At 34.0% G+C, this 13,874-nt stretch carries 12 protein-coding genes; 4 read left to right on the forward strand and 8 right to left on the reverse strand.

The genetic code is table 11. The features are described 5' to 3' along the window. Positions 1-66: 66 nt before the first annotated feature. From trxA (K8V80_RS11620) to K8V80_RS11640, 5 genes are all read right to left on the reverse strand, one after another. Positions 67-540, reverse strand: a complete 474-nt coding sequence (trxA, locus tag K8V80_RS11620) for a thioredoxin (protein WP_006745526.1) — start codon at positions 538-540, stop codon at positions 67-69. 11 nt (positions 541-551) lie between these two features. Beyond that, positions 552-848, reverse strand: a complete 297-nt coding sequence (gene trxA, locus K8V80_RS11625; protein ID WP_276778225.1) for a thioredoxin — start codon at positions 846-848, stop codon at positions 552-554. A 118-nt stretch (positions 849-966) separates the two neighbouring features. Beyond that, entirely contained in the window at positions 967-3,132 is a 2,166-nt protein-coding gene (locus tag K8V80_RS11630; RefSeq protein ID WP_276778227.1) for a S46 family peptidase, read from the reverse strand. 70 nt (positions 3,133-3,202) lie between these two features. Next, entirely contained in the window at positions 3,203-5,368 is a 2,166-nt protein-coding gene (locus K8V80_RS11635; protein ID WP_276778229.1) for a S46 family peptidase, read from the reverse strand. Between the two features lie 17 nt (positions 5,369-5,385). Beyond that, entirely contained in the window at positions 5,386-6,624 is a 1,239-nt protein-coding gene (locus tag K8V80_RS11640; protein ID WP_006745530.1) for an anaerobic sulfatase-maturation protein, read from the reverse strand. Positions 6,625-6,871: 247 nt separating this feature from the next. Here K8V80_RS11640 and K8V80_RS11645 point away from each other — a divergent pair, with 247 nt between their 5' ends. Together K8V80_RS11645 and K8V80_RS11650 are read left to right on the forward strand one after the other, a co-directional pair. Further along, on the forward strand, positions 6,872-7,534 hold the full coding sequence (locus K8V80_RS11645) for a DUF4369 domain-containing protein (RefSeq protein WP_006745531.1): 663 nt from the start codon (positions 6,872-6,874) through the stop codon (positions 7,532-7,534). 81 nt (positions 7,535-7,615) lie between these two features. Next, a complete protein-coding gene (locus K8V80_RS11650; RefSeq protein ID WP_276778233.1) occupies positions 7,616-8,044 on the forward strand; it encodes a GNAT family N-acetyltransferase in 429 nt (142 codons plus the stop codon). Here K8V80_RS11650 and dinB read toward each other — a convergent pair. The 3 genes from dinB to K8V80_RS11665 are packed head-to-tail and all read right to left on the reverse strand — an operon-like array spanning position 8,041 to position 11,660. After that, positions 8,041-9,141, reverse strand: coding sequence for a DNA polymerase IV (gene dinB / locus K8V80_RS11655; RefSeq protein WP_276778235.1), 1,101 nt, complete (start codon positions 9,139-9,141; stop codon positions 8,041-8,043). The genes K8V80_RS11650 and dinB overlap by 4 nt on opposite strands. 1 nt (position 9,142) lies before the next feature. Further along, positions 9,143-9,835 (reverse strand): potassium channel family protein, encoded by a 693-nt coding sequence (locus tag K8V80_RS11660; protein ID WP_006745534.1) that lies wholly within the window; start codon positions 9,833-9,835, stop codon positions 9,143-9,145. A gap of 4 nt (positions 9,836-9,839) precedes the next feature. Then, positions 9,840-11,660 carry a TrkH family potassium uptake protein gene (locus tag K8V80_RS11665; RefSeq protein ID WP_276778238.1) on the reverse strand — a complete coding sequence of 607 codons (1,821 nt, stop codon included), beginning with the start codon at positions 11,658-11,660 and terminating at the stop codon, positions 9,840-9,842. A 261-nt stretch (positions 11,661-11,921) separates the two neighbouring features. On the opposite strand from K8V80_RS11665, the gene nfo reads away from it, so the two are divergent. Next, entirely contained in the window at positions 11,922-12,758 is an 837-nt protein-coding gene (gene nfo / locus K8V80_RS11670) for a deoxyribonuclease IV (protein ID WP_006745536.1), read from the forward strand. A gap of 11 nt (positions 12,759-12,769) precedes the next feature. Then, positions 12,770-13,762 (forward strand): NADP-dependent oxidoreductase, encoded by a 993-nt coding sequence (locus K8V80_RS11675; protein ID WP_276778240.1) that lies wholly within the window; start codon positions 12,770-12,772, stop codon positions 13,760-13,762. The last annotated feature ends 112 nt before the right edge of the window (positions 13,763-13,874 follow it).

Below are 13,874 nucleotides of genomic sequence, written 5' to 3' on the forward strand. Positions count from 1 at the left end.
CCTCTTTTGCACTATTTATATAATCTAAATTTAATAACGCATAATTTAATCAATCATAGGATAACGTTATTTTAGTAAAAACTCGTCTATTGCTTTTTTATAAGTTGCTTTATCTGCGGCTCCTGGCAATAATTGAGGTTGACCGTCCTTAGGTATAAACACCAATAGAGGAATACTTGTTACATTAAACAAAGCAGCTAGTTCTTTTTCTTTATCAACATTTATTTTATAGAAGGTTACCTTTCCATCATATTCTTCTGCTAGATTTTTTATAATAGGAGCAATCATTCTACAAGGAGCACACCAATCTGCATACAAATCAATAACTGCTGGTTTATCTCCTTTAAAATCCCATTCTTTGGAATTTTTATAGTCAAATACTTCTGAAAGGAACATATCCTTATCCATTTGCTTCACTTTATTGGGCTTAGCATCTGTCAGTTCCGTAGAATCAACATCATCTATAGCAGAAGATTTTGTGAAAGCAAAACTTGTTACACCTAGTATAACAAGGGCTACTAAAGCTAAATATTTTTTCATCATTATAAGAATTACATATATTGTTCAATCATGGCTTTAAGCTCTTTCTCAGGTATCATTCCCGAGTGTCTCCACAGTGATTCGCCATTTTTAAATATTATGAAGGTTGGAACAGTTTGCACATGGTATTCCATTGCCAATTCATTAAATTTATCAACATCAATTTTAACGATTCTGGCTTTTTCTCCAATACTAGCTTTTACTTTTTCTAATACTGGCATCATGGCTTTACAAGGACCACACCATTCTGCAAAAAAGTCGATTAATACGGGGCTATCTGATTTGATTAATTCATTAAATTTTTCCATATCCTTAAGTTTTACTGTTTACAATGTTTCATTAGAATTGCAATTCCTGCAAAAACTACAATATAGAACACAGAAATAAATACTTTGTTCACCATAGCTTTTGCAGGAATGCACAAATCTATTCAACGATTGTTAATTCATCTATAATGTGTTTTGCCCCAGCAAACTTATCTACTATAAATAAAACATAACGAATATCAACAGTTGCAGCACGTTGAGAAGATGGTCTGAAAGCAATATCTCCAGTTAGGCCTTCATAATTTCTATCAAAGCCAACACCTACTAATTCGCCTTTACCATTCATTACGGGGCTACCAGAGTTACCTCCTGTGTTATCCGTATCGATAATAAAGCAAACAGGCATTTCTCCTTTAGAATTAGCATATCTACCATAGTCTTGTGCTTCATATAGCTCTTTCAACTTTGCAGGTACTACGAACTCCCAGTTAGTAGGATCTTCTTTTTCCATAACTCCTTTTAAAGTTGTGTATGATCCATACCATTTACCATCAGCTGGTTCATAGCCTCGTGTTTTACCATATGTCAAACGTATTGTTGAGTTAGCATCAGGATAAATAGGAATATGATTTTCCTGACGAAGTTTCATCATTCCTCCAACCCAAACTTTGTGAGCTAAATCATACGCTAAGTTAGCGTGCTTCATTTCTTCTTTACACTCACTGATCTTTTCAGACACTTGATTCTTAAAGCGTATTAAAGGATCATTTTCTAATTGTACTAAAGAGGGCTTATCAGCAAAAGCCTTAAAATTGGCTTCATTACTAAATATTGAATGAGTAAAGATGTCATTTACTAAAGCTTCATTATCTCCTTTGTATTTTACATCGCGTGAAGTCAAAATATCTATTTGCTGATTTTCTGGGATTATTTCCTTATAAATAGCTATTAATTCTTTTAACACATTCTTTTCAACCAACGGATAAGGAACCTCTTTAAAGTATTTTTGTACTTTGACTGTTAAGTCTGATACTTCTTCCTTTATTGCCTTTTTCTTTTTATTACTTAGATCCTCAAGCAAATCTTTTGTAGAGGGTATATGAGTAACATCTAAGCCTCCTATGAAGCACTCTGAAAGAGCTTCGCTATGCAGTTTAGCATCTCTTCTTTGAGAAACAATAGATTTAATATCATCAAATGCTTTTTGGTAGCTACTATCTCCTATTTTCTTACCATAAGCAAGAAGTTCTTCTTGTTGAGCTTTTTTTGTATCAATCACTTTTAGTCTAATAAGACCTTCATTCATACCTATGGCATTCTTCCAATAGTTAGCTGAGCCAGCATACTTACTTGCGTAGTGTATACGTACAGCATCATCTTTTTGCATTTCGCTCATTAAAGCTGCAAGACGTTTGCCTCTAACTGTTTTTCGTAGATAGTTAGTAGTTTCCATACGTTCTTCTACTTCGTCGGAGATCATATATCTCCAGTTTCTACCAGGAAAACCCATCAAGAAAGCAAACTGATCTCCTTCTAAGCCTTTTAAGCTAATTGATAAGTGTTTTTTGGGAGTTAAGGGAACATTTGATTCAGAATATTCCGCAGGAGATCCATCGGCTTTTGCATAAATACGGAACATCGAGAAATCCCCCGTATGACGAGGCCACATCCAGTTATCTGAATCAGCACCATATTTTCCTATTGAAGAAGGAGGTGTTCCTACTATTCGAATATCTTTATGGACGGTTTTAATAAACAACATATATCTATTGCCACCATAAAAAGGTCTTAATTCTATCTCAGTAAAAGGAGTTACATTTATTTTATTTTCCTTAGCAAATTTAGTAGCTAATGAATTTAAGAATGAGGTAGATAAGAAATTTTGATTACGCTCTTGTTCGTTTTTAGCGAGCTCAGACTCTACAAAAGGAGTAACATCTAAAATTTTATCTATAAAAGTAATCGTCAAACCTTCGCAAGGAAGCTCTTCCGATTGATTTTTTGCCCAATAACCATCTGTAAGGTAATCATGCTCAACACTACTTAATTTTTGGATAGCGCCATATCCACAATGATGATTGGTTAAGACAAGACCTTTTGAAGAAATTACTTCTCCTGTACAACCTCGTCCAAAATGAACCACAGCATCCTTTAAAGATATAGCAGAATCATCATAAACATCATTAATAGGTATTTCCAAACCTAATTCTAACATTGTAGCCGCATTCTGAGTTTTAAGATCAGGTAACAGCCACATTCCTTCATCTGCCCACGCTCCCACAGAGCATATAGACAGGAGTGCAACTAATAGTTTTCTTTTTGTCATAGTTTAGTTTTTATAAGAAATAAAAAAAGGGTTAGAAGCCATCGCCTCTAACCCTCTAAGGTATAAAATATTACTCAACAATTGTCATTTCATCTATCAGATAACCCACATCTCCTAGTTTCTCTAGAATAAATAGAATATATCTAACATCTAAATTAATACAACGCTGTAAATCATCATCAAAATTGATATCACCACTTAATGATTCCCAGTTTCCATCAAATGCAGTACCAATTAATTCTCCATGAGCATTTAATACAGGGCTACCAGAGTTACCTCCTGTTATATCATTGGTAGTTAGGAAGCACACAGGCATATCCCCATTTGGAAGAGCATATCTTCCATAATCATTATTTACGATCAGTTCTTTCAGTTTTCCAGGTACTACAAATTCTCTATCTTCTGGATTTTCTTTTTCAAGAATACCTTTTGTTGTTGTATAGTAGTTGTAGAAAATGCCATCTTTAGGACTATACGATTTCACATTGCCATACGTTAAGCGAATGGTAAAGTTTGCATCAGGGTAAGATGGTTTTGGTAATTTCATTTCTGATAAACCTCTAACATATGTTTTATGTAGAAGATCTTTTTCATCAGAGAAAGTAGAAACAGCAGCTGATAGATTAATGTATTTATCAATCACCGATTGAGAATAACGTAATGATAAATCTTTATCTAGTGCCTTTATAGATGGTTTAGATAAGAATTTCTCTAAATTATCTTTCGATGCCATGATTGAATTATCATACATTTCATCAATAAATTTATCAAAATCACCTTTATACTTTTCTTCTATAAATTTAAAGATATCAGGACGAAGAGATTCCTCTATCAAGTCTTTGTAAAGAGGGAAAAGGACTTTAGCTACTTTACGGTCTACTTCATGATCATAATCTTTATTGTGAATTGCTTCATATGTTTCACGAATTTGTGACTTTAAGCTATCTACACTTTGATTGTCTTTTTCTTCAAGAGCTTTTCTTAAATCTTGGAAAACAAAAGAAGGGCTGATAAACTCAACACCACTAAAGAATGATTCTACAAGAACTGTCATCTGATATACGATAGGCTTTTCTTGCTCTACAACATGATTGATCTTAGTTACTACATTTTGATAATCTACATGCCCTTTTTCTTTAGCAAATTGTGCAAACTGTGCTTCTTGTTTGGTTTTGTCTCCTAGTACATCATTGTCAATGATTGCCTTATTCATACCAATCGAGTTCTTCCAATAATTGGAAGAGCCAGCATATTTATTGGCATATTGGATACGAATTTTATCGCTAGCATTCATCTCTTTTTTCAATACATCTTGGCGTGCACCTCTAATTGTAATTCTAGGCTCATTAGAAGCCTCCATTCTCTCTTCTACTTCTGATACAGTTAAGTAACGACTTGTACTGCCAGGGAAGCCCATAATCATAGCATAATCTCCTTCTTCTAATCCTTTAATAGAGATTGCTAAGTGTTTTTTAGTTTGAAGAGGTTTATTACTTGCATCATAATCGGCTGGTTCACCTTTAGCATCAGCGTAAATACGGAACATTGAGAAATCTCCTGTATGACGTGGCCATGTCCAGTTATCAGTTTCGCCACCAAATTTACCAACAGAAGAAGGTGGTGCAGCTACCATACGTACATCTGAATAAGTCTTTTTATAGAACATATAGAATTTATTCCCTGCAAAGAATGGTAATAATTGAACAGAGATTCCACTCTTATTATATAAATCACTCTTTTTGTATAACTCATCAGCAATTTTATTTAATGCTTGAGGAGTAAAAGAAGCATTTTCAGAAATTTCGCCTTTCTTTATCTTCTCATTGACTACATCAGTAACATCAACTATTCTTTCTACAAAAACAAAAGTCAATCCAGGTACTGGTAGTTCTTCACCTCTGTTTTTTGCCCAAAAACCATCTGTTAAATAATCATGCTCAACACTACTCAACATTTGTATTGAACCATACCCACAGTGATGGTTTGTTAAGATCAACCCTTCAGGAGAGATGATTTCACCTGTACAACCACGACCAAATATACCAATCGCATCTTTTATAGATACTTTATTTGGACTATATAGATCATCTGCTTCGAGTTTCAAGCCACTCTCCTTCATCATATCTACTAGATGTTGCTCTTTCATCATTTGAAGCAACCACATACCCTCATCAGCACGAGCATTGCCAAAAGCAAAGGCAACGATAGCCAACAGAGCTACTTTTAATTTATTCATGTGTTGTTATTTTTTGATTATAAGTTATTAAATTCACCTTTTTGTACAGCTTCCATTACATTAGATGGAGGGCGCTGATTTGCCAATTCATTTTTCATGAAATCCATATAGGGAGCGACATGACTATAAAACTGGAAATATCCCTTACATAAATAATTTAAGCCAGGTTCACCATCTTCCGTAACTGCAAACCTATTTTTAGGACACTCTCCATTACATGCAAAAAGATAATCACAGTTTTTACATTGATTGGGAAGACTCGTATATTTACTATTTCCAAAGTCTTGTTGTCGTTTACTATACATCATTTCCACTAAGGAATTTTCATAAATATTACCCAATTTGTATTCAGGAAAAACAAAATGATCGCAGGAGTACACATCACCATTAAACTCCATAACTCCAGCATGTCCACAAACCTTTGCCAAAGTACAGACTCCAGGTTGTTCTCCCACCCAGTTTGCCAATGTAGAGTCGAACATTTGTATAAATATTTTCCCTACATCTTCTTTTACCCATTCATCAAATATAGTACACAAAAAGCTCCCCCATTGTTCAGGAGTAACTGTAAAATCAGCTAACTCTACCTCTTTATTGTCAGATAAAGAAGCTAAGTGTCGTCCGTCATTATGATGTGTAATTCGTTCAACAATAGGCGTAAACTGAATATATTGACAACCAATTTCCTTAAAAAAATTATAAAAATCAAGAGGATAGTCAGCATTAAAATCATTTACAACAGCCATACCATTCCACTCCACTCCATGTTTTTTTAAAAGAGAAATGCCCTGCATCACTTTATTGAAGGAAGGTCTACCCTGTTTATTCTTTCTAAATTCATCATGAAACTCTTGTGGACCATCAATAGAAACCCCAACCAACCAATTGTTTTCTTTAAAAAAAGCACACCATTCATCAGTTAATAATGTTCCATTGGTTTGTATTGCATTTTCTATAGTTCTTCCACCTGCATATTTTTTCTGAAGTTCCAATGCTTTTTTATAAAAAGAAAGAGGTCTCATTAGTGTTTCTCCTCCATGCCAAGTAAATAAAACTTGGCTCATTGTTTGCGATTCTATATATTCTTTAATAAATTTCTCAAGCAAAACATCATTCATCACGTGATTTCTGTTCTCTTTGTAAAGATTTGCTTTTTCCAAGTAGTAACAATAATCACAAGCTAAGTTGCATATAGACCCAGCTGGTTTTACCATCACGTATAGAGGTTTTGCAAAGGGCGCGTAAGTTAAAGACATAAATAAAAGGATTTTAACTAAAAGTTTTGTACTATCTAGACTCGAAATATCATTGATATTGTAATGTTATATTAAGTCTGATAATTACAAAAATAGCTAAAGTTAACTAAACTGTTATATGTAGAAAGAGTTTATAAGCTTTATTAAATAAATAATAAACGAGAATTTATAAATATAGATAAAACAGTTTTAATTTTTAATCAAAGATACTAAGTTTGACACAGTTTTTAAGAACATCAATAATTATATGAACAAACTGTTACTTTTATCCGTAACTCTAGTAATATTGGCTTCATGTACCTCTAAGTACTCTATTAAAGGCAATGCTAGCCTTAGCCAATTGAGTGGAAAAACCATCTATCTAAAATACATAGATGATGCTTCTTTATGGGTCACTATTGATTCAGCTCAAATCGTTCATGGAGAATTTTGCATGAAGGGTAAGACCTTTAAAAAACCTCAGATGGTTACACTCTTTATGGATTCTACCCCTATTACTCCGCTTATCTTAGAATCAGGACATATTAATATTTCTCTCTCTTCTTCTAATTTATCTATTCAAGGAACTCCCTTAAATAATAAATTATACTCTTTTTATGAAGAAAATCAGGCTATAGAAAGAAGAATAAAAGAGAACTCAAACGATCCTTGCGAGGATATTTATCATACTGTAGTAACAGCCCACCAATCCTTGATTAAGGAGTTTATGTGTATAAACCAACATAATATATTGGGTCCTACGATATACTCTATTTATCACGACCAATATCCTGAATTATTCAAAAATGATGACTTTAAAATGGCTATAAATGATTTATCTTCATCCATGCACGATCCACAAATCGTACACCAGTCTATTTCAATAGAACATTTTAAAGAATCTTATCCTGAAGGTTTTTTACTTTGGTAAGACTACATCTCTTTTTGAATATAACCAAAGGCCCTTTGTTGATAAGGACCTTTTTCATTTCTTATACTTAACAACAGCTCTATGATTATTACCACAGCCCAAACAGTAGATCAAAAACTAATTGAAGCAATGCAATGCTTGATACCTCAACTAACACAACTGGGAGAGCCTATTTCTTTTGATAGCCTGAGTTCTCTTGTTAACGATCAAGAATCCGAGCTTATTCTTGCTATCAATGAGGAAAACAAGATTGTTGGCTCTTTAGCTTTAGTTGTTTTTACTATTCCAACGGGTAAAAAAGCATTTATAGAAGATGTAATAGTAGATCATTCTGCTAGAGGATTGGGGATTGGAGAAAAGCTTATTCAAAAAGCAATTGATCTAAGTAAAGAAAAACAAGTTAGGAGAATTGAATTATCTTCTCGTCCAATTCGAATACCCGCTAATAAACTTTATCAAAAGATGGGATTCAAAGTTAGAGATACCAATTTCTATCGTTTAGAACTTTAATACTCTTCGTCTTTAAAGTCTAATTTCAACTGAATATACTCTGAGTCTATTGAATCATCTTCATTTCTTGGATTAGATACCGTCAAACCAATTAAACGAATGGGGTTATTCTCATAATCAACTTGCTTCATTAAATCTTTAGCAACAGGTAAAATTTCATCCAACGTTTCAAAGGTATCCAACGCTGTGCAACTACGAGTAATTTGAGTAAAATCATGAAACTTCACTTTCAGAGTCAAAGTAAATCCTTTGAACTGAGACCTACCGACACGTTCTACTAATTCATTTGCGATATGATACAGCTCTATTATAACCGAAGATTGACGCGTAATATCTTTAGTTAATGTGGTTTCACAACCTACAGACTTACGAATTCTTATAGCCTCAACAGGGCGATTATCTATTCCTCTTGCAAAATTATAATAAAGTCCACCCATCTTACCAAAATCATGAACTAGTCCAGATAGTGACCACTCCAATAAATCTTTGCCAGTATGTATTCCCATCTTGTGCATCTTCTTCGCTGTAACAGGACCAACACCCCAAAAAGATTCTATAGGAAGTTGCTTAATAAACTTTTGAGCTTGTGAAGGGTGGATAGTACAAAGCCCATCTGGCTTACGATAATCAGAAGCTATTTTTGCTAAAAACTTATTGTAAGAAACTCCAGCAGATGCTACAAGGTTTAGCTCTTCATGAATGCATTGCTTTATTTCTCGTGCTATATCAACAGCTAAATCATACCCTACCTTATTCTTTGTAACATCTAAGAAAGCCTCATCCAAAGAGAGAGGCTCTATACAATCTGTGTAACGATGGAAAATCTCATGTATCTGTGAGGATACTTGTTTATAAACGGACATTCGCCCATCTACAAAAACAAGATTAGGACATAATTTCTTAGCTTTCACTGATGGCATGGCAGAACGAACTCCAAACACTCTCGCCTCATAACTAGCAGCAGCCACAACACCTCTTTTGTGTTCAGAGCCTACAACAATAGGTTTTCCTCGTAGATCTGGATTATCTCTTTGCTCCACTGAAGCATAAAAAGCATCCATATCCACATGAATAATCTTTCTTAAATCATCTTGCATACTAAATTTTACAAGCCTTCCAGAAATCTCTAAAATCTTTGTACTTACCAAAACAAACAAGTTCATCACCCTCAAACACCTTTTCCTCTTCTCCTATATTATCTAATAAATAGTGCTCGGTATGGTTGATTCCTATCACATTTTTCACTGTTTTTTCTCTTTGTATAGCGATCAATTTGAGATTAAACTCTTCTTGAAGTTTTAACTCATTTACAAAGTATCCGATAAAGTTTTGAGGTGTAGCAAACTTCACTACATAGTAGTTTTCATTTATTCGGAATGTTTCCATATGTGTACCAAACTCCCACAACTCCACTAACCTACGAGCTGCATCTTCTTCTGGAGAGAGAACGCCATCTAAATCAAAGGCATTTAGTACCGATTTATGAATTTCATCTATCGCTCTAGCATAAATATGTTTTACTTTTAACTGCTTCAATAAAGCAACTACTCGTATAGATGCGCCAAAATTTTCACCAATCGCCACAATTACAGCATCTACATTCTCCAAGGGTAATGAGGACAAAGCCAACTCATCTGTTGCATCTAGTATAAAAGCAGTAGCAATCTTATCTTTTATGCTATCTACTCGTGCCTCATCAATATCTGCACCAATAACCTCATGTCCTCTCGAAGCCAATTCCTCAGCAAGAACATAACCATAATTACCTAATCCTATAATAATGTATTTCATATAATTAGTTTATAATGATATCACCACTTGGGTAATTGTAATTCCTCTTATTTTTCTGTTTTATAAAACCTAAAAGGATTGTAATAATCCCTACTCTACCGACTAGCATAAGTGCTACTATTAAAAATTTTGCAGGAGTACCAAAAAGGGGAGTTATACCTAAGCCTGCACCGCAGGTACTCATAGCTGCTACACATTCATAACCTAATAAAGATGGAGATATATTCGGTTCTAAAAGAGTTAAGATGAATAGTGATAATACAAGTACTATTAAAGATATAAATACAGTAGCATGAGCTCTACGCACAGATTGAGAGGATATTTTTCTTCCAAATACTTCTATTCTATCAGATCTCTTTAGCATCGCCATTACATTAAGAAAAACCACAGCAATAGTATTGACCTTAACTCCACCTGCTGTTGACTGAGCAGCACCACCAATCCACATAAATATAAGGAAAATAAAAAAGGTTTGTACACGTAATGTATCTGGATCAATAAAGCTGAACCCCGCAGAACGAGGTGAAACAGCCATAAATAAAGCCTTTGTTATTTTTTCAAAGAAACCCATACCTGCCAATGCTCCATTCCACTCTAAAAACCCTATTAGAAGAGTACCTCCTAAAATTAATATTCCTGAGGTATATAATACTATTTTAGTGTTTAAGCTGTATAGCCGATAGATATGCGGAGGATTCTGGTGTCTTACAAAAGCGACTAAGCGCTGAAATCTAATCTTAAGGGCATTTTTAAAATTCACAAGTATTGGGAATCCTATTCCACCCAAGACTATTAATAGTGAAACATATATAAATATACTATTCTGACTAAATACTAAAGGGTCACCCATTCCTCCTGGCAAAGTAGAAAAACCAGCATTACAGAATGCCGAAATAGAATGAAATACAGAGAATGCTATTTCTTCATTTAGGCCCATACCAAGGGTGTCGTGAATAGAGCTCCAGATAGCAAATGCTCCTATTCCCTCTATAACCAAGGTGAAAAATAAAATATACATTAAGGTTGAGAATAAAGAGCCTAAGGAGTTAGTACTCATCATATCCCTTACTACCAACTGATTATATACAGATGTATTCCCCATAAAGAACATAGCAAAGAAGCTGGTAAATGTCATTACACCCAGTCCTCCTATTTGTATAAGTATTATGATTATAGTTAATCCTATTGGTGTAAATGTAGTAGCAATATCTACTGGAGATAACCCCGTAACACAAACAGCACTCGTAGAAACAAAGACAGAATCTACCCAATTAATCCCATCAACAGTACAATTGGGGAGCATCAACAAACCAGAACCTATAATTATGATGACAATAAAACTCCCTGCCAGCATAAGAGCAGGATTCGTTTTTCTACCCAGCAATCGAATTAATCCATTTGATAGATTAAATAATGAAAATACCAGTAACAACCCAGAACGATAGGTCTTACTACTCATAAACTCCCAAAACTGTAAAATACCACCACTCTCTTCTGGTCGTTTAAAGATAACAGGTATAAGAGAAAGCATTAAAAGAATACTCAATACCCAAGTTGTCTTTTTATACTCTCGCTTGGTATCACTATAGCTCAAAAAAATATGAAGAAAAAAATCGATCAAAAACAGGATCCAAACACTCTTATAAATAAGAGATATTGTATGTAACTGTTCTGATGTTACATCATAACCATAACGATAAACAATGGTGAGAATAAAAATCAGTGACGCTACATAAGTCAAAGCCTCAACAATTTTTAGAGACACATCGACGTAGGGTCTTAAGAGTTTATTTTGGTATAATAAGAATTTATGATATATTTTCATCTTCTATATTAAAGTATAATACACCTACAAACTTAAGTATAATACACCCATATTACTATTGAATATTCAATTTTTACGCTACTACATATCGACTATTAGAAATGAACTCTAATGCTTTTTATATGTTATTGATGTAGCTAGAGAAGAAACTATGCCACTATAGAACTTTATATCAACAGCTTTATTCTGTATAAAGTAGTATTTCTTCTCTTATATTTTAAACTATTTACACACACAATATAACTAAATTATTACAAAAGAATGAAATATATAGGAGCACATGTTAGTGCATCAGGAGGAGTTGAAAACGCACCCATTAATGCTAGTGAAATAGGAGCTAAAGCATTTGCCTTATTTACCAAGAATCAAAGACAATGGGTAAGCAAACCTCTTACAGATGAAAGTATAGATCAATTTAAAGAAAACTGTGAGAAGTATGGTTTCTCTTCTAAGCACATATTGCCCCATGATAGCTATTTAATCAACTTGGGTCATCCTGAAGAGGAAGCACTCGCTAAAAGTAGAAAAGCATTTTTAGATGAAATGCAAAGATGTGAACAGCTGGGTTTACAACTTCTCAATTTCCACCCTGGAAGTCATCTTAAAAAGATAGATACAGAAGCTTGCTTAAATAGAATTGCTGAAAGCATAAATATAGCACTTGATCAAACAAAAGGTGTTACTGCTGTGATCGAAAACACAGCAGGTCAAGGAACTAATCTTGGATTTGAATTTTCACACCTTCGCCATATTATAGATCGAGTAGAAGACAAATCTCGTGTAGGTGTTTGCATTGACACTTGTCATACATTTACAGCAGGATATGATTTAGTAAATAAATATGATGAGGTTTTTGATGATTTTGAAAAAGAAGTTGGATTTAAATATTTAAGAGGAATTCACTTAAATGACTCTAAAAAAGAATTAGGATCTAAAGTGGACCGTCACGATAGTATTGGAAAAGGTTTTATTGGAAAAGACTTCTTTGTTAAAATGATGAATGATTCACGTTTTGATGATATGCCTATTATTTTGGAAACACCAGATGATACAATCTGGGCTGAAGAAATAAAATGGCTCTATGATATACAAAAATAAACTTTAATGTTATGAAAGCGAAACAAATAGTATTAGCAACTCGCCCTATAGGAGTTCCAAAGTTTGAAGATTTTAGGTTTGAAGAAGTAAATGTTGGGTCCCCACAAAAAGGAGAAGTAATGCTTCAACCTCTGTATGTATCTGTCGACCCTTATATGAGAGGAAGAATGAGTGATAGCAAATCTTATGTTCCACCATTTGAATTAGGTCAGCCCATAGTAGGAGGTATTGTTTCTACTGTTGTGGAAAGTAATTCCGATTTATTCAAAAAAGGCGACACAGTTCATGGGTTATTACCTTGGGCTACTACTTGTATCGTTTCAGAAAAAGAAATTTCAAAAACATTCCCAGGAATATCTCCTAGTTATCATCTAGGAATAGTAGGTATGCCTGGATTAACAGCTTACTTTGGGTTAACAGATATCTGTCGCCCTAAAGAAGGTGAAACTGTAGTTGTTTCGGGGGCAGCAGGAGCTGTAGGCACAGTAGTTGGACAAATTGCAAAAATAAAAAGATGCCGCGTTGTGGGAATAGCAGGAACTCAAGAGAAAGTCGAGTTACTCAGGAATAGTTTTGGATATGATGAGGTTATCAACTACAAAACAGAAGATGTTGAAGAAATGCTTGATAAGTATTGCCCTAATGGCATAGATTGCTATTATGATAATGTTGGAGGTAACATTACAGATTATGTCATTCAAAGATTCAATCGTTATGCAAGAATGGCTCTTTGCGGACAAATCTCATTGTATAACTCTACTGACATACCGATGGGACCTCGCATACTACCAGCTATTCTAAAAACCAGTTCTTTAATAAAAGGATTTATTGTACGTGACTACATGGATCGATTCCCTGAAGCCATAAACCAATTATCAATATGGGTGAATGAAGGACAACTCAATTATAAAGAGACCATCGTAGAAGGATTCGACAATATCCCAAAAGCCTTTATTGGATTATTCAAAGGAAGCAATGAAGGTAAAATGATTGTCAAAATTTAAATTGGATTCAATTAAGTTTTAATCTTATCATAGTAAGTAAAAGGCGAGGTATTCTCTTCAAAGATACTTCGCCTTTTTATGCTTTTAAACAAGCACAAATAGATTTCTTTAT

Source organism: Bacteroides coprosuis (assembly GCF_020741705.1).
Taxonomy (GTDB): domain Bacteria; phylum Bacteroidota; class Bacteroidia; order Bacteroidales; family Bacteroidaceae; genus Bacteroides_E; species Bacteroides_E coprosuis.